The organism is Priestia sp. YIM B13490 (assembly GCF_042787735.1).
In the GTDB taxonomy this organism is placed as follows: Bacteria; Bacillota; Bacilli; order Bacillales; family Bacillaceae_H; genus Priestia; species Priestia megaterium.
In genome coordinates this window covers 578,517-604,340 of record NZ_JBHZOT010000003.1, presented here as the reverse complement: position 1 = coordinate 604,340, position 25,824 = coordinate 578,517, and the positions used below count along the sequence as shown (strand labels likewise).

Sequence of the window (25,824 nt, the reverse complement as noted above, 5' to 3'; positions counted from 1 at the left end):
ATAAGCCTCCAAAGGTTCTGCACTTCATATTAACAGCGTGTACATAGTTATGTTTCTATCTTTCATATATTTCGTTTATTTCTTTTAATTTCTTTCTTTGTTTAAATTGGCTTTGATTTTCTTTTAAATGCTTTAGTAAAGCAACAATCAAGAAACTAACAATCACAAGAAGAAGCCAAGAGCTAATTTTACTTACATGAACCATTGTCCACTGCTGCTGTTGATCTGGATACTGCCATGCTCCAAAAAATGTTGCGATATTTTCAGCGATCCAAATGAAAAAGCCAATCAGTACAAAAGACAATACTAAAGGCATGCGATATGTACGTTTGTTAACCGTAAAATATACAAAAGTTCGATAAAAAATAAGTAAAGTAAAAAGTTTTAAAAACCAGCGGAAGTCGTAAATGAAATGATGCGTGAAAAAATTAAGGTAAATAGCCATACTTAGTATACTGACAATCCACGTAGAAGGCCAATTCGTAAGCTTTAATTCAAGCCTTCTCCACACTTGGCACATGTAGCTAGCTACACTAGCATACATAAATCCGCTGTAAAGCGGAACTCCCCAGACTTTAGTGAAAGCTTTTTCTGGATAGCTCCATGAGCCCATATGAACTTTGTAGAGTTCTAACGCTAGTCCAATTAAATGAAATACTGCGATGACTTTTACTTCATCAAGCGTTTCTCGTTTAAACATCACCATTAAAACTTGAGTTCCTAGACAGACTAATAAAATAAGGTCATATCTAGAAATAAACGGTACTTCAATTATTTTTGTCATAGCCAACGTAAGAAAAATGATAACAGGAAAAACACAAGATTTTGCTTGTTCTAAACCAAAATAGATTAATTGATTCATTGTAACATCCTATCTTTATAGTATTCCTTAGTATTTTCACAGAAATGATTCCTTGAAAATTATTGCAGATTTTTAAAATTTATTCAATAAGCATCTCCGCTGTTTTTGTAACGAAACTATCATACCCAGCGGAGATTCGTTTCCTCCGTTAACTTTTCAAAAAATCGGTTACTCTCTGTACATAGCGCTCTTTATCGTAAGATAAGTACAGATAACTGGTTAACTGTACAGGCTCCCCAAAGAAAAAACGTTCGTACAGTGTTTCCCTTGTGCCGAACGGACTCATAGTTAAATCCCACGCTAGTCGAAAAAGCTTAATACGATCTTCTGCCCCTCTAGATTTAGCTTGCAAATAACGCGTAATATCTTCTTTAACCAATGAGCGGCACGTATTTTCTGTTGGTATTGCCATTAGTCCGCTTGCACCTAAAAGCTGGATAATCTCTGTAAAGGTAGGATATGTTTTTGAAAATATATTTGCGGCAATACGAAGTGTAGTTTCATTCGGACGCATGTATCCCCATGGATCAATCTCCGCTTCTTCTTCTGCTTTCATCACGAGAGCTTTCATCGTTTCTAACGCAATAATAAGCTCCGTTGCTTTTTCTCGTACATGCGGATAGTCTATAATGTTAATGGTTTCGATCAGAGATTGTACAATCCCTAATACAAACTCTGTTTTGACAATTCTCCTTGAAGTTACTTGATGCAGAGCAAAAGCTGAGAAGGAACTAGAAGCAAGGAATGTATTTGATACGTCTACATTTTCATAGAAAAACACGCGGTTCCATGGTACTAATATATGGTCAAAGACAACAATTGTATCCATTTCTTCAAATCTAGAACTTAATGGATAATCAAACGCCGAATCTTTTCCTGCAAATGATTCTCTACAAATAAATTTAATTCCTTTTGTATTACTTGGAATCGAAAAAGCAAATCCTTTTTCTTTTCCCTGAATGCCTGCTGAAGACAGTACGAGCAGCTCATCCGTCATTCCACCCTGTGTAGCAAGCAGTTTCGCGCCTTGGATAACGATTCCCTCATTATTTTTATCAACTATTTTTGCTGCTATCGGTTCGTCATTTTGCTCGTAATAAAATTGGATTCGATTGACTTGAGGATCGATGAATGTATGAGTGAGCGATAAATCGTGCTCTCTTACATATTCATAATAAGAAATGATGTTTTCAGGAAAGCAGTTTTCTGTTCCTCTCAGGAGTTCTGCAGAGGATGCAAAAGCCATCAATACGGTATTCATATAATCCGGACTTCTTCCCATCATACCATGGGTTAATTGCGCCCATTGCTGAGTCATCTCTCGTCGTTTTTTTAACTCTTCTTTTGTTGTAGGCTGTAAATAAGATGCACCAAAAAAATCCTCAGAATCCGGGGATTGGTATGTCATGATATCTTTAATTTTTTTATCATGCTGAAAATCATAAAGTTTAGCTTGACTGTTAATGGCTCCTTTAAAAGCCGGATGTTCTGATATATTGCCTGTTACGAGCTTGCCATCAACCCATACATTTGCTTTTAATTGATTAATTCTCTCTACGTATTGCTTCCCATTAATTGCTGACATACTCCCACTCCCAGACTTTCGATAAATATTTTTACCTATTGCATTTTTATCATATTACGATGTCTTTTCCATGTTTCCTTCATACATCACAGCTTTGAGCACAAAAAAAGAAGGTCACAGTAACCTTCTTTTTTATAATTTATTTATATTGAATATCATTTCTTAGGGATTCAACTTTATTTAATGCTTGGTCAATATCCGGCTCTTCAACATTAAAGTGAGCAAGTGCATCGTGAAGATGCTTAGCAATTGCATTAAAATGTTCGGGTTGAATATTCATATTTGCATGTGCTTTGGCCATCGACTTTCCTGAATATTGATTCGGTCCACCTAAGGCAAAGCTTATAAATTTGGCTTGATGTCGACGCTGTTTATCCATATCCGTATGCTCGAAAAAGTGCCTGACCGTTTCATCTTTTAACACGAGCTCAGAATAAAAATAATCAACTACTTTTTCAATAGCTTCTTGTCCTCCCACTTTTTCATACAATGTTTGTTCCAAAACAATTCCTCCTTTTGTACCTTTCCCCATTATTACCCAATAGAAGTGTTCATATTCTTTAAAAGGCTTCTTTATGGAAATTCGTTGTCCCCATGTTTTATTCCTCTTCCACATAAAGAATAAAATGTAAAGAAGTGAACACAATGTAAAGGAATTGTAGAAGCTGCATGTAACATCTTTCGTTACTGGGCTTTAGGAATCATTACATTTTGATAAGCACTTATCTAGTACACGTAAGTATAAGCCGGCACGCCTTTTACTCCTACTCGGCATGAAAAAAGAGAGCCGGCAGCTTCTTCGTATTTTTCTTCTTCCTTAGCTGTGGTGATAAATAAGGTTTGTAAATCGTCTCCTCCAAATGTGCAGCAGGTTACATTGGAAACAGGAAGATGAATAGATTCTATAATTTCTCCTTTATCTGGATCTACACAAATGACTTTCGAACCTCCCCAAAGCGCTACCCATAATCGGTCGTGTTCATCAATTGTCATTCCATCAGGAAACCCGTCCATATCTGAAAGGTCAATCACCACTTTTTCATCTTCGAGCCTTGTTGTTTCTTTCGAAAATGAATAAGACATAATTTTATTTTTCGGTGAATCAACCAGAAAGAATTTGTCTCCTGTTCGATTCCAAGCTAGCCCGTTTGACACGCTTAATCCTTCTTTAGCGCTCTTAATGACACCTTTTTCATCTACTACGTACAGCTGGGCTTTTCCTTCTTCATCTTCTTCACTCATCGTTCCAATCCAAAAGCGATTATATGGATCACATTTCCCGTCATTAAAACGCATGGTTTTTTCAAGAGTATCTAAACGGATATACTCTTCATGATTCTTTTTGTTTTTATCAACTAAAAGCAGCTGATTACGGGTGGAGACAATCAATTTTGAATGATTGGTTTTAGAAACACTTGTAACGACTGAAGGAAGAGCAATATCTTCTAAGGTTGTCGTTTTTGGATCGTACGTAAGAAGCTTTTTATCTAAGATGTCTACTAGCACTAATTTTTGATTTTCTTCATCCCATAGGGGTCCTTCAAGCAAACGGCCATCGTACTTTTTTTCAATTTTTGCTTCCATTTTCAAGCTCCTTTTTCGTTTTTATGTACAATCATTTTTTTATAATCGCTTTCTCAAAAAAATATTCTTTTAAACAAATAAAAAAAGCTAGGAATATCTTTCCTTTTTCATAAATACCCGTTGTATGACATTCTTTAAACACCAGGTTCTAAGAGAATCTTTTCATAAAAAAAGCAGCACGCTTTGTATAGCGTGCTGCTTTTTTTTATTATAAAGTTACGTGTTCTTTTTCGAGCTCTTTAACACGTGCTGCAAACTCTTCTTCTGTTAAACCGTGTTCTTTTACATAGCGGTTACGAGGGCTCACTCGGCATTCATGTGAACAAGCGCGTAAATATTTGTGTTCATTTTCTTCAGAAGCTAAGATTTTCTTATTGCATTCTGGGTTTGCGCAGTTAACATAACGTTCACAAGGCTCACCGGTAAAGTGGTCTTTTCCGACAATCACATGCTCTTTTTGGTTAACTGGTACGCTGATGCGTTCATCAAATACATAGCACTGACCGTCCCATAGTTCACCTTGTACTTCAGGGTCTTTTCCGTATGTTACAATCCCTCCATGAAGCTGGCTTACGTCTTCAAAACCTTCTTCAAGAAGCCACCCAGAGAATTTTTCACAGCGAATACCGCCTGTGCAGTAAGTTAAGATTTTTTTATCTTCAAACTGATCTTTGTTGTCGCGAATCCATTCAGGAAGCTCACGGAAGTTTCGAATATCCGGACGAACAGCTCCTCGGAAATGACCTAAATCGTATTCATAATCATTTCGTGCATCAATTACGACCGTATTCTCATCTTGCATCGCTTGATGAAATTCTTTTGGGCTTAAGTAATTACCCGTTACGCGAAGAGGATTCACATCTTCTTCTAATCGAAGAGTTACTAATTCTTTACGGTGACGCACGTGCATTTTTTTGAACGCATGTTCATCTGCTTCGTCTATTTTAAATACAATACCTTCAAAACGAGGATCATTTTTCATCGTTTCCATGTATTTATCTGTTTGTTCAACTGTTCCTGATACCGTTCCATTGATCCCTTCAGCCGCAATTAAAATACGTCCTTTTAATTCAAGCTCTTTACAAAATGCTAAGTGCTGATCTGTAAACTCTTCAGGATTTTCAATTGGAGTGTACAAATAATATAGTAGTACTTGATATGGTTTTCTTTCAGTCATGTTGCTTCTTCCACCTATCTGTTTATATTTGCAAGATATAATGCATGTAGGTCGGTTATTGTGAACCGAATTGATGGTAACAATTCATTACTTAAAGGTACATTACGACAAAAACAACATCCTTTTTATAAGGATGCCTCTATCTAAAAAGTATTACAGTGAATGATTGTTTCAAAAACATACAGTATTTAAGCCTGTAATAGTATAACATATCAAAGCGTTTACTTCTAGGGTTTGTTCTTCAATAAAAATTTTATTGACGGGATACGTTCTACATGAATGTGCCCGCGCATACATGATGAGATATAAATCTTTGAGATTGGGGGCAAAAATGATGCCTTTTTATACATTAAAAGACGGTGCAACTTTGTACTATGAACAACAAGGGGAAGGAACACCTATTATTTTCATTCACGGAGTTTGGATGAGCAGTCGTTTTTTTCATAACCAGCTTTCTTTTTTTTCAAAACAGTATCAAACTATTCTTTTGGATTTAAGAGGACATGGAAATTCAAGTCATACTCCATACGGCCATACAATTTCCACTTATGCTCATGATGTGCATGAGTTTATAACCACTCATCAATTAAAAGACGTCATATTAGTAGGCTGGTCGATGGGTGCTTTTGTTGTGTGGGAATATTTGAAACAATTTGGTCAAGAAAATGTAAAAGGAAATATTATTGTAGATGAAATGGCTTCAGATTTTAAATGGCCCGACTTTCCGATCGGTGCATTTGATTTACCTGCGCTTATTTCGCTCATGCAGGGTATTCAGCTTGATCGAACAAGTACATTAGAAAATTTTATTCCGCTTATGTTTAAGGATGAATTAACTGAAGAAGATAAACATTGGGTTATGAAAGAAGTAACGAAAATGCCTGAGTCGATAGCCAGTGCTATTTTGTTTGATCAATCCATTGTGGACTATCGAGATTTTCTACCGTTTATTGCAATCCCTACCTTACTGTGCTTTGGAAAAGAAGAAAAGCTCATTCCGGTAGCAGCTGGAAGACATATTCAAAAGCTGGTTTCAGGTTCTGTACTTGAAGTTTTTGAGAACAGCTGCCACTGCCCTTTTCTTGAAGAAAGCGATCGATTTAACAAAGTTGTGGGCAACTTTATCGAACATATCTAATTTACAAACTTAAAGAAGCAGCGCTTTAGCTACGCTGCTTCTTTAAATGAAACCTTTTATGCCTTTATGTATTGCTTTAGGGTAATAAAATCTCGCGTCCGTCATAGGCAAAGCTTACGTTTTCATCTGAAAGCATCTCGGCGTGCTTTTGGATATCAATATCATGTGATAAATGAGTAAACACCATGTTTTTGGCCTGTAGCTTCGCTTTGATCTCCATTGCCTCTGTCACGTCATATACGGATCTTTTTTCTTTTTGAAGATATTCTTTCCAGAAAGATGTACCAAATATCAGTAAATCTAAGTGGTAAAAGGGCTGCCACTGTTCTTTTGTCACATTAAAAGAATCGGATACATACGCCCAGCGTTCGCCTTGTTTTTGATGAACCACAATGCCGTAGGAATGACCGTTAAATCCGTGATTTACTTTATGAAACGTAAGGGTTGTTTCTCCACTATCCCATTTTAACGTTCCTTTAAAGGTGAGCCCTTTTCTTTTTGCGAGATAAGGAAATCTTTCGATTAACTCGCTGATGACTTCAGGCGCTCCTACGACTTCTGTATTTACATTATTCCAATAGCATAAGTCGGCTAAATCTCCTAAACCAGCCACATGGTCATTGTGAGGATGAGTAATAAAAACGGTAGAAGGGATTTTTTTGTTATTGTATAAATGAAATTGATGCTTAAAATCAGGTGATACGTCAATCAAAAACACGTTACCGTCTATTGTAAACTGTGCACTAGGCCTTGTGCGCTGATTTAATTGATCTTTTTGTGTACATACTTTACAGTCACATAATAATCGAGGCACTCCTTGAGCATCGCTCGTCCCATAAAATAAAAGCTTATTCATTGCTCTGTTTCCCCCTTTTTTTCTTCTAAAGGTCTATCTTTTTATTTCAAGAAATGTCCTATGTTGTTCTGCATCGTTCTTTTATTTGTCCTTCTAGAATAAAACCAGCTTTTATGTAAAACAGCCAGTCTTTTTAACGACTGGCTTTGCTATATTCCTTATAAAAAGCGTTTTTATGCTTTTTCTATTGATTTCTTTCTTCATCTCTTTCAACAATATGCTGAAGAATAGATAATTTGTTCGTCCAAAATTGCTCGTAGTAAGAAAGCCAATCTTGTATCTCTTTTAAAGGCTCTGGCTGAAGACAATACACTTTTTCTCTGCCTTTTTTCTGTCCATGGACTAAGTCTGCTTCTGAAAGTATATGAAGATGCTTGACAATAGCGGTACGGCTTATTGAAAAATGAGACGTTATTTCTGATATAGGCAATTCTTTTTCAGAAAGCAGCTCAAGTACTTTTCTTCGAGTAGGATCAGCAATGGCTTGAAAGATATCATGCTTGGCAGCTGATAAAGTCATTTAGTTTTCAACAACCTTTCGAAGTTTTTCATTTACGAGACTAATCCACCCGTAGCTCATTCTATCTCGTACCACTGAACTCTTTTCGTTTGCTTTTTCAAGAAGTGTTTCAGCTTCTTTCCACCCGCTATGAATAAGCGTAAATTCAGTTTGATTACCCATTTCTTTTAAGGTAAATGAAACGACCCATCCATCCGTATCCCAAGAGAAAGAAAGATAGTTTGGTGCATCTATTTCTAATACTTTACACGGAGATGGGCCAAAAGGCGATTGCAAATGAAATTCATATCCTACCTGAGGCTGAAAATCATTAGGCATGAACCATTGTTGGAGCCCTTCTGCTGTTGCTACTTTATCCCAAATTTTTTGAATCGGCGCGTTAAATATTATCGTCTGTTTTACATCTTCTACTACACTTTTATCATTCATCGTTATCTTCATTCTCCTTTTTAAAAAATAACACCAAAAGGTTTTATATAAAAATAATATAACACCTTTTGGTTTCATGTCAATTCCTCTTTTAAAAAATGAAATCCTTCAGTTCATTTCCGTTCTTTGATAAAGAGATTTGTTATGATGCTGAATGAGTGCATTTTGTTATATTTCAAATATATCTTTTAAACGATGCTTCGTCCGCTTTGTGCCAATGCATAATGAATGCCGTGCTGCAATGTTTGAAAACAATCATATTTTGATAAATCAATATGGGTCTCTGATATAACTAAGCCTAAGTCAGCAGAAATCCCTACTAAAATTGTTTTCGTACCAATCAGGGACGCTGCTGCACCTAATTTTTCAATAAGACTTGCCGTATATTCAGTAAGTTCTTTATCCAATCCGGTTAAATCCAGCACAAGATAATTAGCCTGGTGTTTTGGGAGGTTATTTAATGTATTGACAATCAAATCTTCCGTTCGATCCTCGTCGTATTTGCCAATCAAAGGAACGACGACTATGCCTTCCAAAACCGGAATAATAGGAGAAGAAAGCTTTTTAATAAGATCTTTTAACTCTGCTGTTTTTTCTGCTACAATGTTTTGTAAATGTTCTATTTTCTGCGCTTCTTTTCTTCTCGCTAATTGATGAATATTTTGAGTGATATCAATGTTAGAAGGGAAGTATTCTACTGTGGTGCATTCATGCCCTTCTATTTGATGTTGAATCACCTTGTACCAAATATTTGTTCCGAATAGTCCTGTAAAAATTCCTGCATAATGGGCCGGAAGAAAATTCCCTCCCTTTGTTTTCTTTTGCGCAACGTTAATTTTATGTTCCCAACTGTCTTTTAATTCAGCAGATAGAGTTTTACTTTCAGGATTTAAATATTTGATAGTAGTTTTTCCCCATCCAGCCGAAGCGTATGTATTGGTAATTAACTGAGCCGCTTCAAAAACCGTTACGCCTTTCATATTTTGAAAGTACTCTCCTACTACTAATCCCTGTCGGAAACCAGTGGTTTCTAGTACTACAGAAGCTGCCTCTTCCCCAGATATTTCTTCGATTGTGTCAAACAATGTTTTCATCGCAGAAGAAATCCAAAAAAGGATCGCATCTTCTCCTTCAAAGCTAAATTGTCCTTTTTCTAAATCCCAAGCAAAACTAAGGCCACCTATATCAATATTCTTTTTTTCACCCATGGCGAAATCTCCTTTTTATAAAGTTCTTACCTTCTATTTTATCTTATGTTGAAGAAGCTGGTAATAAAAATTGTTGCATATTTTCTATTACTTGTCTAACCAATACCCATGTTTTCAATTAATAGAAAAGAAAGGTGAATGCTATAGAACTTTGAATTCGCCAACTTTTCTTTCTTTTGTATCAAACATACATGATAAAAAGGAAGAAAAGCAAATTGTAATATAACATCACATTACGTTATAATATAATTATATTCAAAAGAAAGTATTTAGGAAAGAGGAGGAAAAAGATGAAGCTAAATACTCATAGCTCTACGCCTTTATATATGCAGTTAAAACAGGCTATTACAGAAGATATTAATAAAGGAGTTTATACTCCGGGTGAAAAACTTCCAATTGAAACGGATTTGTGCGATATATACGGAGTAAGTCGGATTACGGTAAGAAAAGCCGTATTAGATTTAGTAGAAGAAGGCCTTCTGATACGTCAGCAAGGAAAAGGAACCTTTGTTCAATATCCAAAAGCTAAGAGAGAGCTGTTTGCCGTTAATGGGCATACAGAGTATATGTCGGAATTAGGGAAAGTACCGCAGACTAAAATTTTGTCTTTTGGTATAAAACCTGTAAAAGCTCATGTGGCAAAGATGTTATCAATCCCTCCAGAAAGTGAAGTCCTTGAACTGCAGCGCATCCTGTATTATGACGACCAGCCTCTTACCTTAGAAATTTCTCACTACTCCTTAGAATTGTTACCACACTTAGATCAGCACGTCCATAATTCAGTTTCAATGTACGATACTATAAAAAACAAGTACAATATTGCTCCGGTTCATAATAAAAAATTATTGAACATGGTATTTGCAAATGTGGATGAAGCAAAACATTTAGAATGTGAAGTCGGAGAGCCGCTGTTTAAAGTGGAAAAAGTGGCGTATGATGCACAAAAAAGACCGATTCATTCATCTTTTCTACACTACCCTGCGAATCGCGTTACGTTCACTATAGACAGTTCTAATTCTTAATAAAATAGCGCCTTGCTTCAAAAGCAAAGGCGCTATTTTATTCATTTTAGAACCATTTCACAGTCTGTATGATATTCTTTTCCATATCCAAATGCTCCGTAATTTTGACAAGTTTGTGATGCCACCAATGATCCATTATGGAGGGCTTTGGCTATGTTTTTTTCTGGTAGATAAGAAGAAAGAAAACCAGCTATAAAAGAATCTCCAGCCCCAAGCGTATCCACTACATTTGTAGGAATTATAGGCTGTTTAAATAACTGATTTTCGACTGATAATAAAGCTCCCTCTTCTCCTCTTGTCACGCATACGACACTGGTTCCTAACAGGTGTACTCGCTTTATTAAATTCATACACTCTTCTTCTGGCAGGCTGCTTCCTGAGAAAAATGCATAGCTGATATATGGACATACTTGCTGTAAATATTCCTCATCGTATCTCGTAGAAAAATCAAAGGAAATATCAATGATTTTATGTAGCAACGGAAGGTCAGATTCTAAATGACTAAAAACGCTCGTATGAAGAAGATCGTGCTGGCGAATATAGGTTAAATCCGATTCATTCAGCATTAGTTTTAATCTAGATTGAACGCCCCCTTTATTTGATCCTACAAAAACTCGGTCACCTTGTTCATCAAGTGTTACAACCGCCATTCCATTTTCTCCTACAGCTCTTCTTACTCTGCTAATATCCATCTTTTCTTGCTGCAAAGTATTTACTACATGCTCTGCCGATTCGTCATTCCCCACGATTCCCATATAGGAAGACTGATGATTGCTCAATCTATTATAAAATACGGCCACATTTAGCGCGTTGCCGCCTGGATAGATCTTTCCTTGATCTTTATAGTAATCTACTACATTATCCCCTACTCCAATTAGTTTCATCTGCTTGTCCTCCTATTATTTAACACTTCCGTTAGCAATGCCACGGATAAAATATTTTTGCATAAATAAAAACAACATAACAATCGGTGCTGCTGAAATGGTGAGTCCAGCTAGTAATACCCCCCAATCTGTTTGCAAAGCGTCTCTAAATTGCATTAATCCTGCTGGGATTGTACGCAAACTGTCGTCGTCGATAAAGATAATGGCAAACATAAATTCATTCCATGTGTAGTAAGCTGTCAAAATTGTCGTTGTTAATAGAATGGGCGTGCTCATTGGGATAAAAATTCGAAATAAAATCCCCAAGCTTGTACATCCATCTAACCGAGCTGCTTCCTCTAGTTCTTTTGGAATCGAAAGAAAATAAGCTCGAATTAACAAGATGGTTAAAGGAATTCGATAAGCAACATAAGGTAGAATCAGTGCCAAGTGTGTATTATAGATTCCAAGTTTTTGAATAATGCTATACAAAGGAATTAAACTTACCTGAGGAGAAAGCATAAGCCCTCCGAGACATATAATGAGGACAAAAGCTTTTCCTTGAAACTCAAAGCGTGATAGTCCATAAGCTCCTAACGCACTGACCAGCACCGTCAAAAAACAAGACGCGCCCGTGACGATTACACTGTTTAAAAAGTAAGAAGATATTCCACTTTTCCACGCTGTCACATAATTTTCAATTAGCCAAGTATGCGGCATAGACCAGCTGTGCGTAAAGATTTCATCCGTGCTTTTAAAAGAACTTATAATCATCCAAAGCAAAGGATACGCAATGACGATAAAATAGACAATCAATCCGACATATACTATCGTTACACCTGTGTAGCTCTTCTTTTTTCTTTCTTTAGTGGCTGTATTGACAACATTAGGTAAGGTGACATTTGTTTTAGGCATCTGCATCAAGCGTCTTCCTTTCCTGTTTTAAATGCTTTCATTTGAACAAGAGAAATCAACAGCGTAATAATTAAAATGACAGTAGCAATTGAGGAAGCATAGCCCATCATATCTTTCGAAAAGGCTGTTTTGTATAAATACGTACTTAGGACTTCAGATGATGTACCCGGTCCGCCTCCAGTTAAAATATAAGGTTCATTAAATACTGTAAAAGCACCAGTGAGCGTTAAAATAACAGCCACAAATGTCATTTCTTTTGTTTGCGGTACAGTAATATGAAAGAACATTTTAAATTTATTAGCGCCGTCTATTTCAGCTGCTTCATACAATTCAGGTGAGATTTTTTGTATCGCTACAATATACAGCATGGCAATATAGCCGATAGACTGCCATTGAGATACAGCAATAACTGCATAAATAGCCGTATTACTGTCTCCTAGCCAAGGTTTTGCCAATGAGTCTAATCCGATCATTTTGAGCATTTGATTTAAAAGCCCTACTTCAGGATTGTAAAAAAAAGTAAACAGCAAGGCAATAACGGTCATCGAAACGACTACTGGTAAAAAATAAACCGTTCGAAAAAAAGGAGAAAACCTTCGAATAAGTTTATCTTCTAAAACGGCAGCCACAATTAAACCTCCACCCACTTGAAAAATAATTGAAATGACCGCATAAAGAATATTATTTTTGAGTGCCTGATAAAAGACAGGGTCTTTAAATAAGTGCACATAATTATCTATTCCTACAAAAACTTTGTCTGGTGAAAATGTGCTCCACTCATAAAGACTATCCCAAATATTCTGAAAAATAGGGATGTACACAAGTAGTAAAAAAGCAAAAGCAGGAAGAAGATATAAATAAGGGGTTAGCTTATTGCGTTTTAACATCGCTTTTTCACTTCCTTACTTTTTAGATTCAGCACGAACACTCGCTGCAGCTTTTTGCACATCTTTCATTACTTCTTTAGGTGTTTTATCACCATTTAGCATAAGCTGAGCCCCTGTTAAATAAGCATCTGCAATTCGAGCATCGATTGCCATATCAAACCATGGAGCCATCTCTTTGGCTTGTAAAATATTATCTACTGCTTCTAATTGCTCCGGTGTTGAATTACTGCTGTTAGCTGTATCATTTACTGCACTGTATTTCCCTACTTCTTTTACTAGCTTTTCACCCATTTGTTTTGATGTTAAAAATTCAAGAAATTCCATCGCTTCTTTTGGATGCTTTGTTTTAGAAGAAATCATAAACCCTTCAGGTGATCCAGTTAAATTAGTAGCATTTCCTTTTCCATCCTCTAATTTAGGAAAATTAAACATGCCAATCTTAAATTTCGTTGGACCGAAAAGCTTAATTTCAGCGGTTTCAGCATAAAACATAGCTGCTTTTCCATTTGAAAATTGTTGTCTTGCATATTCATGATCAATCGAATTTGTATTTTTATTAAAGTAAGGAACTAATTCTTCTAATTTTTCTAGAGCTTTTACATAGCCTTTATCCGTGAATGTCCCAGTTTTTGAATTATAGTCTTTTGAAAGAACGTCAGGCTTTACCATGCGCTGATTCAAGGTTCCTACGTAGTGAGAAATGGTCCACGTATCCTGGCTTCCAAATTCTAAAGCTGTATAATGCTTCTTTTTTAACACGCTTAAAACATTTAATAGCTCGTTCCAGTTTGTAGGCGCTTTTAATCCTAATTTATCGAAGATATCTTTGTTGTAAAAAAACATTTTCCCGTCCATTGTGACAGGAACACCGTAAATTTTCTTATTAACGGTATATGGTTTAATTTGAGACTGAACAAGCTTGGAAGACCACGCTGAATCCTTCTTATAATAAGAGGTTAAATCTAAGGCTTTGTTTCCTCTGACAAATTGTCTAGCAAACTCATCGCTCCAAGAAAAGTACACATCAGGAGGGGTATTAGTGCCTGTCATAACTTTAATTTTGTCTTTATACGAATCGTTTAACACCGCTTCTGTTTTAATATCAATATCAGGGTGCTGTTTTTCAAATTCTTTTACAACTTCTTCAAAGTAGCTTTTTTCAGGTTCTTTTGGCCATCTGTGAAAGAATGTTAATGTTGTCTTTCCTGTGTCTGAGTCTGAAGACGTTTGTTTTCCCGCACACCCCCCGAGCATTAAAGAACAACTTAAAAGTGAGGCTAAGATTAAATTTGTCTTTTTCATATAGAAACCCCCTTATTGTAAGTGCTTTCATATATAAGTTATACTATAATGTTTTATAACATTATAGTATAACTCGTAAGGAAAATATACAGATTTCTATCTTTATTAGGAGATTATTAATATTCTACTTTCCACATGTAGCGTCTTTTACTTAAAGGATGATTGCGTGCTTCAGCTAATTCTTCGGCATACTGACGCAGTACACGGTTTAATACAAGAGGAGCAATATACCCTTGCACATCTTTATCAATTCCTTCGAAGTCATATGTTTTTGCATCTAGAACAGTTAATTTCTTTCCATATCGTTTAGAGAATGATAAGGCGCGTTCTTCTAAAGGTCTCGTTTCATCTAGTCCAGCTAGGATGATAAACGGTACGTTTTCATCAATAATTTCGAATGGACCGTGGAAATACTCTCCAGCGTGAATAGCGTGAGAATGAATCCACTGCATTTCCATTAAGATACATATGCTGAATGAATAGGCTGCTCCATAGTTCGAGCCGCTGGCCATTGTATAAATAACCGGTTCGGACTTATGTGATTCAGCAAATTTCCTTGCGTTGCTCGCTTCGTATTCTAGAGCTTTTTCATAAACAGACTGTAGATTTTCTAAGCTAGTAACTAACTTTGCAAATTTATCATTTTCTTCTGCTACGTATAAGAGACCAAATACAAGCTGATATAAAACGCCTAAATTTGTTTCAAAAGCATCGATATCATTGCCCCACTCATACTTAATAAAAATATCTGCGCTGTGTGCTAAAGGTGAAGTAGGTTCATTTGTTAAGGCTACAGCATAAGCGCCTTTGCTTTTAGCAAACTTAGCTGCTTCTGTAGTCTCAGGAGTTGTTCCTGACATGGAACATAAAATAACTAAGGAGTCTTTTCCCAGCTGCTGCGGATTGCGGTGGATAAATTCGTTCGAGCTATACAAATCGGATGTAATATGTTGAGCTTCTCGATCTAGTACATACTTAGCTGGATACATGATCGCAGAAGATCCTCCACATGCGACGAAAAACACATTACGAATTTGCTTGCTTTTTAATTCGTTTAATACGGCTTGCACATCACTTTTTACATTCACTGCTGTTTTGCTCATTTTCCCCACTCCTCAAATAAGATATGATATACAACATTATGTAATGTTATATATTGTTATATTAAACCGCAAACGTTAACTAGTCAATACATTTATCAGAATATTTAACTTTTTTATCTATATTTGTAGAAATGCGCTCTTCTGTTTCTCCATCAAAGAAATGCACGTAGGTTAAATTCAACGAAAAAGCGCTTTTGTCCCCTGCTTCAAACTCACATAAAAAAGGCACTCGAGCCACAAACGTTTGCTTTTCTAAACTAGCATATAAAATTGTTTCAGCACCTAGTACCTCTATCATATCTAGTGTCGTAGTGAAGCAAAACTCATTGTTCAACTCTCTCTTACTATCCTCTTTATGATATACAATGTGTTCAGGACGCGCACCCATTATGACCTCTTTCTCATTATGACCTTGAGAATGTAAAGCGTGTATTAGAAAATCAGGAAGCTGTATTTTAGTTTCTCCCATTATAAAATAAGTGCCTTGGAGATACCCCCGAAAAAAATTCATTGCGGGTGATCCAATAAAACTGCCTACAAATACATTCCTAGGATGTCTATAAATATCTTGAGGAGTTCCGATCTGTTGAATAATCCCGTTTTCATAACAACTAGGCGAGTAGCCATTGTCATAGCTTCTACTTGATCATGCGTCACATAGATTGTTGTTGTTTGCAGCCTTTGATGCAGTTTAATAATCTCAGCACGCATCTGTACTCGCAGCTTCGCATCCAAATTAGATAATGGTTCATCCATTAAGAAAACTTTTGCTTCCCGAACAATAGCACGACCTAAAGCAACTCGCTGACGCTGCCCTCCGGATAAAGCTTTTGGCTTTCTATCTAAATATGTTTCTAGACCTAATGTTTTAGCTGCTTCATTTACCCGTCTATCAATTTCGTCTTTCTTTATTTTTTTTAACTTCAAGCCAAATGCCATATTTTCTCGAACAGTCATATGAGGGTAAAGAGCATAATTTTGAAAGACCATAGCAATGTCACGATCTTTTGGAGCTACTTCGTTCATATGATCTCCATCAATGTAAAAATCACCTTTTGAAATCGTTTCTAGACCTGCAATCATTCGCAGCGTAGTAGATTTACCACAGCCTGAAGGTCCAACAAATATAACAAACTCTTTCTCTCCAATCTGAAGGTTAAAATCATTTACGGCGATATTTTTTTTATCATATATTTTATATACTTTATCTAAATGTAACATTGTCATATCACCTCAGCTCCTTATATTTAAAGTTTGAGATACATGATTGCAAGTTACGCGTCTCTTTTTCCTTAATCCTTAATTCTTTCCTCCTTTTTATTTAAATTGTTAACTTGAGACATTAAAGTAACTTAATAACTATACTAATCGAATCTAGTTAGACAGAAAATAAATATGTAAAGGTTGCTAACACAAAACATACAAGCAACCGTTCACCTTCAAAAAAATAAAAACCTTCTCTAAAATAAGAAGGTTTCACATCATAATCTGCATAGAGACTGCCTTTGCCTTATTTCTGAAGATTTTATTACATATCTTCTTTGCCTTGACAGCTTGGACACTCATAAACATGCACAAAATAAAGTCCAATATGGTGGAATCGTTTCCCTAAGCAATCTGGACATGTTCCTGCTTCGCGCATTTGTTCCCGTCGTTTGTCTCGCTGATTAGCTAAGAAATTTACAAATTTCATAAAAAAACCTCCCTCATGTTTTTGACTATAGGTTTTCCTGATGAGAGGTCTTTTATTCGACTAAGTGTATTTATAACAGCACCTGCTTGATTGTGCTTTTAAACTATACTCACGTTTTCCAATAATACAAAAAGGATAGATAGAGCAGTCTTATAACGCTCATCTATCCTTCATTTTTACCCTATATAATGTTTAATGCTATACAGGCGTATCACTATTTCCTAACAGATATCTAATTTTTGATATAGCTATCATATACAAATTATTCTTCTATTTTGTATTTTTCTTTTTTTCGAAGAAACGGCCACCAGTTTCCTTCTCCAAGCGTTACGACAATCGCTGGCATAAGAAGCGGAAGAATGACAAGGCCATAAAGTAAAAGACCAATAATAACAACCGTTGCTACATGAACAAGTGTTAATACACCTGATGGCATCATAGCCCCAAACGTTCCGGCTAAGATAATAGCAGCAGTAATAATAACCGATCCCATCTTGCTCATAGACGTAACCATCCCTTCTGCTACGCCGCTTTTTACTTCTTCGTTAAAACGGTCTAACAAGAAAATAGAATAGTCAATTCCAAGGGCAACTAAAATAACAAAACTAAAGAATGGCACGGCCCAGCTGATTCCGTCATTCCCCATTATATCCACGAATAGAAGCTCTGAGATTCCCATTGCTGTATAATACGTAAGCAGCAGTGAAGCAATCATGTATACAGGCATGATCATTGAACGGAATAAAATGGTCAGCACAATAAACAATCCAACCATCATAATAACCATTGTGCGTGAAAGATCCGTTGTAGATAAATCTTTTAAATCCGCATTTGAGCTCGATACCCCTCCGTACACAATTTCTGTATGCTCAAACGGCGTATCAACGACTTCGCTTGCCACCGCTTTTTCAATATTTTTTATGGTTGAAATGGCTTCTTCAGAATATGGATTTTGATCGAGCACTACACTGAGCTTAACTCCTTTTCCATCTGCAAAAGAATAGTTATCGATGGATTGTTTAAACCCTTTATCTTTCATCACTTCTGCTGGAAGGTAAATACCCGTATCTCTAACTGTTGAGCTGTCACTCATGTTATCAAGCATATCTGTTGCTTTTGTTAAGCCATCTGAGATCTTAGTCAGTCCGTCATTCGCACTGTTAACGCCTTTTGCTAACTGGTTGATACTGTCTGATAACGTTCCAACTTGACCTTGCTGAGCTGAAAGATTCTCATTTGCTTGTTGGAGACCGGTTTGAATGGTAGTAAGCTGTTTACTGATTGCAACAAGCTGCGGAACCGCTTGCTGCACATTTCCTGTTGTAGAGAGCTGCGTGCTGACAAGCTGCAGCTGTTGATTAATTTGAGCTAATCCATCTGCAGCAGGTGCAAGCGACCCGCCAGATTTCTCTTTAGAAGCAGACCCCGTTTGGTCAGCTATTTGATTTAGCCCTTTTTTAACATCACTTAATCCTTTTTGCACATCTCCGATTCCTTTAACAGCATCTTTGATTCCGTCTGATACAGAGCCTAACTGTGAATTAACATATAAATCATCAATCTTTTCTCCGGTAGGCTGTGTGATAGTCATAACAGAATCTACGTGATCCACTTTTTCAATTGCTTTGCTTATATTTCCTAAATAAGGAATAGCATCCGCCTTTGTTAACTCTTTATCTCCTTTAATAATAACATTGACAGGAAACGCTTTTCCTTCTCCCAGTGCATCACTGATAGCATTTAGTCCTTTTATAGATTTATAATCACTGCTTATTTCAGCAGTAGAATCAAACGATACTTTTGAGTCGTACGTTACAATAAAAGGCACGGTAATAATCGCTGTAATGACTAAAAACACGAACGGTCGCGCCACTGCCTTTTTTCCTAAAAAGCCCCACAGCTTATTATCGCTATGAGAAGCCACTTTTTTAGAAGGCCAAAATAATTTTTCTCCAAGCGTAACCATAAAAAGTGGAAGCAGAGTAAATAAAATGACTAGCAGTACACCTACGCCCACTGCTACCCCAACAGCCGACTGGAAAATGGCAAACTTGGCAAATCCAATGGCTGCAAATCCAATAAATACGGCAATTCCGCTGATAAATAGCGTTCTTCCTGCTGTACGATAAGCCGTGATCGTGGCCTCTACTTTATCATGTCCGTTTGCCAATTCTTCACGGAAACGATTAAGTAAAAGAATGCAGTAATCCGTACCAATTCCAAATAAAATAGCTACTAAGAACGTTTGCGTGAACGTTGAGATTGGAAAATCGACATTTTCAACTAAAATCCCTAGTAACGATTGACTGATTAAGTATGTGATTCCCACAATTAAAATAGGAATAAACGGCGTAACGACTGAACGGAAAACGAGTAAAAGCAAACCTAAAATCAAAAAGATAGTAATAAACTCAGTTTTCTTTAACCCTTCTTCTGAACTGTGTGCAAAATCCTGATTAATAAGAGATGCACCCGTTACATATGCCGTAGTGTCTTTTGGCACGCTATCATAAATCTGATTTGCTATTTTTTCAACTTTTTCATCCGATCCACTGACAGTAACCGGAACTAAAACGGTTTTTTTGTCTTTAGACATTAATTGATTACGAACATCTTGATCATCTGTTAAAGGCGTTGTGACATCTTTTACACCTTTAATTTTCTCTGTCTTATCAATGATTTTCTGTATTTGTTTCTCACTATCTTTATCTAATGCGTTATCTAACTTGATAACCATGCTGATGGTATTACTGTCTTCTCCAGCATTTTTTAGAATTTGGCTGGCTCTAGATGAAACGGCATCGTCGGGAAGCTGAGACTGTCCTTTTTCACTTGCGAGCTTTGTTAAATTTGGTGACGTTAGCATCAATATAACTGTTAAAGCTAAAATAAAGGCCGCAATCACCCATTTAAATTTCACAATAAATTTCATTCTTTGCTTTCCCCTTTTGTAGTTAACTTTTCTTTTGCCATTGTAAGAATTTCAATAAATGTATCTATTTTTTCTTCTTCTACATCATCAAACAAATTCTCAATGATACTAAAACACGCGGCATTTCCGTCATTTATTACTTTTTCTCCTTCAGCCGTAATCTTAATAAGCTTAGAACGTTTATCGCTCTCTAGTTCATTAGTGTCCCACTCCACAAGCCCTTTTTCGAGCAGCTTTTTGATTCGATTCGAAATAGCACTTTTATGAACACCTTGCAAGACAGCAAGACTGCCTGGTGAAGATGGACCTTTAATCATTAAACTATTTAACAAATCAAACTGCTGCCTAGAGACATGTTCGAAGAGGTTATGGCTAAGCTCTCTGTGAATTACTTCTGTTCCTACAAACAGCACTTCTTCAAAAAGTTCTACAGCTTGATATAACTTGCTTTTCGTCACTTCTTTCCCTCCTTTGCTCATTTAGTTTATAGGTATAAACTATTCAACTTTAAAAATAGTTTATAGGACTAAACTTTATTCTGTCAATAAATTTATGTCTGACTGTCTTCATATATGATAAAGATAAATAGAAATCTCGAAAGATACCGCTTACATCAGCTTTTTTGGTTGTCAAAGCTCCATCACTTAAGTATTATTAGTAATTGACTTCTTTTCAAGGAGATATAAATTTTATACACAGAAAGGGTGATCACACATGAATACAATGCATGCTAATGAGCAGGTCAGTAAGAAAGATTCCTTTCCAATTGCTCTCATCTCGTTGACTCTTGGAGCTTTTGCTATTGGAATGACGGAATTTGTTATTATGGGGATACTTCCTAACGTTGCGGAAGACCTTCATGTTAGCATTTCGACTGCTGGCCAGCTAATTACAAGCTATGCGTTAGGAGTAGCAATCGGCGCGCCAATTTTAACCATTTTTACTCATCGACTTCCTCAAAAGCTTCTGCTTTGTTTACTTATGCTTTTATTTATTCTCGGAAATGCAATTGCTATTATTGCACCTAGCTATGGAATTTTAATGGGAGCTCGTTTAGTTACGGCATTATGTCACGGTACTTTCTTTGGAGTAGGCGCTGTTATTGCTTCACGGCTCGTACAACCTCATAAACGTGCAAGTGCTGTCGCAACGATGATGGCAGGTTTAACCATTGCAAATATCATCGGTGTTCCTGTGGGAACATTCATTGGGCAACACTTAGGCTGGAGAGCTTCGTTTGGGGCTATTACGATCATGGGGATTATTGCATTTATTGGTATTATTCTGTTTATCCCAAAACTTGGTCAAGACAAATTAACGGGTCTAAAACAGCAGTTTGCTGCTTTTACTCAACCAAAACTTCTTGTGATGCTTCTTTTAAGCGCAATAGGATGCGGTAGTTTATTTACTGTATTTACGTACATTACACCGCTTCTTGAAGACGTTACAGGAGTAAGTGAACATAGCGTTACGTGGATACTTGTATTATATGGATGCGGCGTTACGCTCGGAAACGTTGTTGGAGGCAAGCTAGCAGACTGGAAGTTAATGCCTTCGGTTGTAGGTATATTTGCTTTTCTTTGTATTGTGCTGACTATTTTTACGTTTACCGTTAAAAGCCCAGCAGCAGCAATTATCACGCTGTTTTTCTGGGGAGCAGCAGCATTTGCTGTAATGCCTGGTATTCAAGTGAAAATTATGAACTTAGCACAGGAAGCACCTGCTTTAGCTTCTACTTCGAATCACTCGTTTGCTAACTTAGGAAATGCTTTTGGCGCCTTTTTCGGAGGCGTAATTATTAATCATATGGGACTTACTTCACTTCCTTGGGTCGGCGCCATTTTTGTAGGAACAGCTTTTATTATCAGCACTTGTCTTTTTATTGTGGAGACACGCAAAAAACATAGTGAACAATCGTCCTGACTGTCTAACAACTGAACAAAAAGCAAAAAAAGAGCCTTTCTTGGATGAAAGGCTCTTTTTTTGCTAACTCGCTTTTTTCATTTCTTTACTTGTTAATCGACTGTGTTTACGAGAATAACCGACATATACAACTATACCAAGCATAATCCATATGCTAAAATACAGCCATGTTGTTTTAGGAAGATTAATCATTAAAAATAAACAAGATAATACAGATAAAATTGGTAAAATCGGGACAAACGGCATTGTAAATCCGCGTTTTAAAGTTGGATGCGTTTTGCGTAAGATGATAATGCTGACGCCCACCATGCCGAAAGTTAAAAGAGCTCCGATATTTGCTAAATTCGCAAGTTCTTTTAGATCAATAAATCCTGAAATTAACGCTCCGATAATCCCTACTAGCCAAGTGGAAAGAGTCGGAACTCCCGTTTTCTCATTTGTTTTAGCAAATGCTTTTGGCAGCAAGCCGTCGCGGCTCATTGAGAATAAAATGCGTGTTGCTGCATAAATGTAGGCGAAAATAACAGCCATAATTCCAATGACAGCTCCTGCAGCAATAATTCCTGCCACTGCATTTTGTCCTACTGAATGAAGAACATAGGCCATTGCTTCTGGAACGTTCAGTTCCTTATAAGAAACAACCCCTGTCATAACAAGGCATACTGCTACATAAATAATCGTGCAAATCACGAGTGAACTAATAATTCCAATTGGCAAATTACGCTGCGGGTTCTTTACTTCTTCTGCTGATGTAGATAAGGCATCAAAACCTAAGAAAGCAAAAAATACGGCCGCTCCTCCTGTCACAACACCTTCAATTCCATAAGGCATAAAAGGAGTCCAATTAGACGGTTTTACATAAAAAGCTCCTACAATAATAAAAAGAAGGATAATAAACAATTTAACAAGCACCATAAAGTTATTCACTTTTTTACTTTCTTTTGTTCCTCTTGAAAGCAGCCATGTAATAAGAAGCGTAATACAAATAGCAGGAAGGTTTACTAGGCCTCCATTTGCAGGAATTGTAATCAATTCTTTTGGCAGTGAAAAACCAAAGCCTTCTAAAAAGTTGTTAAAATAAGAAGACCAGCCGTTTGCTACTGCTGACATTGTTAACAAGTAGACAGAAAGCAACGTCCAGCCCATTAAGTGCGCTACCACTTCGCCGATGGTTGCATATGTATAGGTGTAAACGCTCCCAGATACAGGTATAGTTGAAGCAAATTCCGCATAGCACAGCGCTGCAAAACCGCATACAATAGAAGCCAATATAAAAGAAAAAATAACGGCTGGTCCAGCATCGTTAGCAGCTACTAAGCCTGTTAATACTAAAACTCCTGTTCCGATTACTGCTCCAATACCAAGAAGAGTCAAATCGAATGCTCCTAATGTTTTGACTAGAGACTTGTTTTGACTTTGTTCTAATAATTGCTCGATTGACTTCTTTTTAAATAGTTTTCCCATTGCACTCTCTCCTCTCTGTTGCCACTCATCCATTAAAAACTTGAAAATAACGTCTTTTCCCATTTGGCTGCGCGTTTTTACTTCAGATACAGAAGTAATTATATAGAAATAATTACTAACTTGTCTATTAGTATACTAATATCATTATATATATTTCAAGAGTTTTTGTAAGCGATTTCTTAGTATTTCTCTATTTTGGATTTATAAACTAAATAAAGAGATTATCATTGTGCTTATGTATAATAAGTTTGAATAAAAATAATATTCTAAAAATTATTTTATATGTTTTTAGATAACTTTTTTACTAACTATCTTCAGATATAAATTCCTGACATAGAGATTATTTACAGAACGATGAATGTTTTATCTTACCGGGTGTTATAATGATGAAAACTGAAGTGTATGAAGGGCGGAGAAAGATGATTAACTTACTTATTGGCTGTATTTTACTAGCATTAGGAGTATACTTTATGTTTAAATTTCTTTTTTACTCTCCTTCTAAAAAGAAGCGAAATCAGCAAAACATAAACAAACCATCAGGTGAGGCTTCAGCTTCATCGCGTACAAACGATTCGAATGGAATAAGATAAATTTTTTTATAAAATACCGGCGTTTGTCTAAGGCAAAAGTTATACTGCTGATATATATTATCTTATACCCTTCTAGTTCAATATTCCCTTCATTTTGGTGTGAGACAAAATGAAGGGAATCACTATCCGACTTAAAAAATCGGATTTTTCTATTTAGTAAGGTAAATAGCTTCAATACACTCTGTTTGAATTCTTTTCTTTATTCAAGTATACAGCTGCCTCTTCCAAACTTACTGTTCCTATATTTTTCTTCCCGTGCTTTCGCATAGCAAGCGATTCATTTTCCACTTCTTTATCTCCTATCACAGCCATATAAGGAACTTTCAGCATTTCTGCTTCTCGAATTTTCAGCCCTATTTTTTCAATGCGATCATCTACTTCAACACGATACCCTTTTAACTCCAGCTCGTGTTTCACTTTATATGCATATTCCACGTGCGGCGGTGCAATAGGCAAAAGCTTAAATTGAACAGGAGCCAGCCAAAGAGGAAATTGACCTTCGTAATGTTCAATCAAGATGGCCATAAATCGTTCAACGGAACCGTATATAGCGCGGTGAATCATTACGGGACGATGCGGTTTATTGTCTTCTCCAATATACATACAGTCAAACTTCTCCGGCATTAAGAAATCAAGCTGAACTGTTCCGCACTGCCAGCTGCGACCTAAGGAATCTAAAATATGAAAATCGATTTTCGGCCCATAAAAAGCTCCGTCTCCTTCATTTACCTGATAGTCTAAGCCTTTTTCACTTAACACAGATTGAAGCGACTTTTCTGCTTGGTTCCATGTTTCAATATCTCCCATGAATTTTTCAGGTCGTGTGGATAGCTCCACTTTGTAATCGAAGCCAAAATGTGAGTAAAAGTCATGGATAAACGCTAGAATGCGGCTAATTTCAGCTTGGATCTGACTGAGCTTTACGAATAAATGAGCGTCGTCCTGTGTGAATGAACGGACTCTTAGCAAGCCGTTTAAAGACCCAGAAAGCTCGTGACGATGAACTAATCCAAGCTCTGCGTATCGAATCGGAAGTTCTCGGTAGCTTCTTCGCTTGCTGTTAAACAATAAAATGGCTCCCGGACAATTCATCGGTTTAATCGCATAGTTTTGTTTGTCAACATTTGAAAAATACATATTCTCATGATAGTGCTCCCAGTGCCCTGATTGTTCCCAGAGCTCCTGTTTCATCATGATGGGTGTTTTTATTTCTTGATAGCCTGCTTTATAATGCTTTTGTTTCCAGTAATTTTCTAACTCATTTCGAACAATCATTCCGTTAGGTAAGAAAAACGGCATACCAGGAGCTTCTTCCATTGACATAAACAGCTCCAGTTCTTGACCTAACTTTTGATGATTTCGCTTTTCTGCTTCCATTTGTTTTGACATGTTCATTCCTCCAATATGTTTTTATTCAACAAAAAAAACCGCATTCATCCCTAGTAAAGGGACGAATGCGGCCGTGGTACCACCCTAATTCCGTAAAATACTTATACGTATTTTACGCTTAAAAAGATAACGGTTTTACCGGGTGCGGTTTCAGTGTATACACATTCCCCGCCGCAGCTCCAAGGTGGTAAATTCATTTCGTTTTCTAAGGGTTCTCAGCCAGTGACCCTACTCTCTGTAAAGAAAATTCAAAAATGATTCATGTCCTTTTCATTGCTTGTATATTCTTTTTTCTACAAAAAAAACCGCACTCATCCCTAGTGAAGGGACGAATGCGGCCGTGGTACCACCCTAATTCCGTAAAATACCCATACGTATTTTA

The 25,824-nt window shown here is 36.6% G+C and carries 23 protein-coding genes, 1 pseudogene and 2 other annotated features (1 of these 26 cut by a window edge); of the genes and pseudogenes, 4 read left to right on the top strand and 20 right to left on the bottom strand.

Annotated features, from left to right (window positions below):
• Nucleotides 1-55: 55 nt before the first annotated feature.
• From ACFX4R_RS12975 to trhO, 5 genes are all read right to left on the bottom strand, one after another.
• Nucleotides 56-862 (bottom strand): DUF817 domain-containing protein, encoded by an 807-nt coding sequence (locus ACFX4R_RS12975; protein ID WP_377569732.1) that lies wholly within the window; start codon nucleotides 860-862, stop codon nucleotides 56-58.
• 148 nt (nucleotides 863-1,010) lie between these two features.
• Entirely contained in the window at nucleotides 1,011-2,447 is a 1,437-nt protein-coding gene (gene hpaB, locus ACFX4R_RS12970) for a 4-hydroxyphenylacetate 3-monooxygenase, oxygenase component (protein WP_377569729.1), read from the bottom strand.
• Nucleotides 2,448-2,586: 139 nt separating this feature from the next.
• The gene (locus ACFX4R_RS12965) at nucleotides 2,587-2,949 is read right to left on the bottom strand and encodes a group I truncated hemoglobin (protein ID WP_080781699.1); all 363 of its coding nucleotides are present in this window, start codon (nucleotides 2,947-2,949) and stop codon (nucleotides 2,587-2,589) included.
• Between the two features lie 224 nt (nucleotides 2,950-3,173).
• The gene (locus ACFX4R_RS12960; RefSeq protein ID WP_025751869.1) at nucleotides 3,174-4,031 is read right to left on the bottom strand and encodes an SMP-30/gluconolactonase/LRE family protein; all 858 of its coding nucleotides are present in this window, start codon (nucleotides 4,029-4,031) and stop codon (nucleotides 3,174-3,176) included.
• Nucleotides 4,032-4,239: 208 nt separating this feature from the next.
• On the bottom strand, nucleotides 4,240-5,208 hold the full coding sequence (trhO, locus tag ACFX4R_RS12955) for an oxygen-dependent tRNA uridine(34) hydroxylase TrhO (RefSeq protein ID WP_043982533.1): 969 nt from the start codon (nucleotides 5,206-5,208) through the stop codon (nucleotides 4,240-4,242).
• A 334-nt stretch (nucleotides 5,209-5,542) separates the two neighbouring features.
• On the opposite strand from trhO, the gene ACFX4R_RS12950 reads away from it, so the two are divergent.
• The gene (locus ACFX4R_RS12950; protein ID WP_323619114.1) at nucleotides 5,543-6,346 is read left to right on the top strand and encodes an alpha/beta fold hydrolase; all 804 of its coding nucleotides are present in this window, start codon (nucleotides 5,543-5,545) and stop codon (nucleotides 6,344-6,346) included.
• Nucleotides 6,347-6,422: 76 nt separating this feature from the next.
• Here ACFX4R_RS12950 and ACFX4R_RS12945 read toward each other — a convergent pair whose 3' ends face one another.
• The 4 genes from ACFX4R_RS12945 to ACFX4R_RS12930 all read right to left on the bottom strand — a co-directional run bounded on the left by ACFX4R_RS12945 (nucleotide 6,423) and on the right by ACFX4R_RS12930 (nucleotide 9,359).
• Nucleotides 6,423-7,202: an MBL fold metallo-hydrolase gene (locus ACFX4R_RS12945; protein WP_162214275.1), complete on the bottom strand. Its 780-nt coding sequence runs from the start codon at nucleotides 7,200-7,202 to the stop codon at nucleotides 6,423-6,425.
• Nucleotides 7,203-7,386: 184 nt separating this feature from the next.
• Nucleotides 7,387-7,722, bottom strand: a complete 336-nt coding sequence (locus ACFX4R_RS12940) for an ArsR/SmtB family transcription factor (RefSeq protein ID WP_043982530.1) — start codon at nucleotides 7,720-7,722, stop codon at nucleotides 7,387-7,389.
• A complete protein-coding gene (locus ACFX4R_RS12935; RefSeq protein ID WP_043982528.1) occupies nucleotides 7,723-8,151 on the bottom strand; it encodes an SRPBCC family protein in 429 nt (142 codons plus the stop codon). It abuts the gene before it with no gap.
• A gap of 188 nt (nucleotides 8,152-8,339) precedes the next feature.
• Nucleotides 8,340-9,359 (bottom strand): STAS domain-containing protein, encoded by a 1,020-nt coding sequence (locus ACFX4R_RS12930; RefSeq protein ID WP_340447461.1) that lies wholly within the window; start codon nucleotides 9,357-9,359, stop codon nucleotides 8,340-8,342.
• A gap of 290 nt (nucleotides 9,360-9,649) precedes the next feature.
• On the opposite strand from ACFX4R_RS12930, the gene ACFX4R_RS12925 reads away from it, so the two are divergent.
• A complete protein-coding gene (locus ACFX4R_RS12925; protein ID WP_013057106.1) occupies nucleotides 9,650-10,381 on the top strand; it encodes a GntR family transcriptional regulator in 732 nt (243 codons plus the stop codon).
• 41 nt (nucleotides 10,382-10,422) lie between these two features.
• Here ACFX4R_RS12925 and ACFX4R_RS12920 read toward each other — a convergent pair whose 3' ends face one another.
• The 9 genes and pseudogenes from ACFX4R_RS12920 to ACFX4R_RS12880 all read right to left on the bottom strand — a co-directional run bounded on the left by ACFX4R_RS12920 (nucleotide 10,423) and on the right by ACFX4R_RS12880 (nucleotide 20,534).
• Nucleotides 10,423-11,265 carry a fructoselysine 6-kinase gene (locus ACFX4R_RS12920; RefSeq protein ID WP_043982527.1) on the bottom strand — a complete coding sequence of 281 codons (843 nt, stop codon included), beginning with the start codon at nucleotides 11,263-11,265 and terminating at the stop codon, nucleotides 10,423-10,425.
• 15 nt (nucleotides 11,266-11,280) lie between these two features.
• The gene (locus tag ACFX4R_RS12915; RefSeq protein WP_043982526.1) at nucleotides 11,281-12,165 is read right to left on the bottom strand and encodes a carbohydrate ABC transporter permease; all 885 of its coding nucleotides are present in this window, start codon (nucleotides 12,163-12,165) and stop codon (nucleotides 11,281-11,283) included.
• Nucleotides 12,165-13,046: a carbohydrate ABC transporter permease gene (locus ACFX4R_RS12910; RefSeq protein ID WP_043982525.1), complete on the bottom strand. Its 882-nt coding sequence runs from the start codon at nucleotides 13,044-13,046 to the stop codon at nucleotides 12,165-12,167. The genes ACFX4R_RS12915 and ACFX4R_RS12910 overlap by 1 nt, the downstream gene beginning before the upstream one ends.
• 15 nt (nucleotides 13,047-13,061) lie before the next feature.
• A complete protein-coding gene (locus ACFX4R_RS12905) occupies nucleotides 13,062-14,348 on the bottom strand; it encodes an ABC transporter substrate-binding protein (RefSeq protein ID WP_013083210.1) in 1,287 nt (428 codons plus the stop codon).
• 116 nt (nucleotides 14,349-14,464) lie between these two features.
• Entirely contained in the window at nucleotides 14,465-15,451 is a 987-nt protein-coding gene (locus ACFX4R_RS12900) for an SIS domain-containing protein (RefSeq protein ID WP_377569726.1), read from the bottom strand.
• Between the two features lie 79 nt (nucleotides 15,452-15,530).
• Nucleotides 15,531-16,678 (bottom strand): annotated as a pseudogene (locus ACFX4R_RS12895) (ABC transporter ATP-binding protein).
• Nucleotides 16,679-16,979: 301 nt separating this feature from the next.
• Nucleotides 16,980-17,144, bottom strand: a complete 165-nt coding sequence (locus ACFX4R_RS12890) for a hypothetical protein (protein ID WP_016764155.1) — start codon at nucleotides 17,142-17,144, stop codon at nucleotides 16,980-16,982.
• Between the two features lie 262 nt (nucleotides 17,145-17,406).
• Nucleotides 17,407-20,076 (bottom strand): MMPL family transporter, encoded by a 2,670-nt coding sequence (locus ACFX4R_RS12885; RefSeq protein WP_377569724.1) that lies wholly within the window; start codon nucleotides 20,074-20,076, stop codon nucleotides 17,407-17,409.
• On the bottom strand, nucleotides 20,073-20,534 hold the full coding sequence (locus ACFX4R_RS12880; protein ID WP_028408494.1) for a MarR family winged helix-turn-helix transcriptional regulator: 462 nt from the start codon (nucleotides 20,532-20,534) through the stop codon (nucleotides 20,073-20,075). The genes ACFX4R_RS12885 and ACFX4R_RS12880 overlap by 4 nt, the downstream gene beginning before the upstream one ends.
• Nucleotides 20,535-20,790: 256 nt before the next feature.
• On the opposite strand from ACFX4R_RS12880, the gene ACFX4R_RS12875 reads away from it, so the two are divergent.
• Nucleotides 20,791-21,999: an MFS transporter gene (locus ACFX4R_RS12875; protein ID WP_237074918.1), complete on the top strand. Its 1,209-nt coding sequence runs from the start codon at nucleotides 20,791-20,793 to the stop codon at nucleotides 21,997-21,999.
• A gap of 63 nt (nucleotides 22,000-22,062) precedes the next feature.
• Here ACFX4R_RS12875 and ACFX4R_RS12870 read toward each other — a convergent pair whose 3' ends face one another.
• The gene (locus tag ACFX4R_RS12870) at nucleotides 22,063-23,463 is read right to left on the bottom strand and encodes an amino acid permease (RefSeq protein WP_340447465.1); all 1,401 of its coding nucleotides are present in this window, start codon (nucleotides 23,461-23,463) and stop codon (nucleotides 22,063-22,065) included.
• Nucleotides 23,464-23,849: 386 nt separating this feature from the next.
• Between ACFX4R_RS12870 and ACFX4R_RS12865 the strand changes: the two genes are divergently transcribed.
• Nucleotides 23,850-24,053 (top strand): hypothetical protein, encoded by a 204-nt coding sequence (locus tag ACFX4R_RS12865; protein ID WP_377569721.1) that lies wholly within the window; start codon nucleotides 23,850-23,852, stop codon nucleotides 24,051-24,053.
• A 171-nt stretch (nucleotides 24,054-24,224) separates the two neighbouring features.
• Here ACFX4R_RS12865 and thrS read toward each other — a convergent pair whose 3' ends face one another.
• A complete protein-coding gene (thrS, locus tag ACFX4R_RS12860; RefSeq protein WP_322552059.1) occupies nucleotides 24,225-25,442 on the bottom strand; it encodes a threonine--tRNA ligase in 1,218 nt (405 codons plus the stop codon).
• A 54-nt stretch (nucleotides 25,443-25,496) separates the two neighbouring features.
• Nucleotides 25,497-25,725 (bottom strand) — a binding site (T-box leader).
• Between the two features lie 38 nt (nucleotides 25,726-25,763).
• Nucleotides 25,764-25,824, bottom strand: a binding site (T-box leader); it runs 165 nt beyond the window's last position.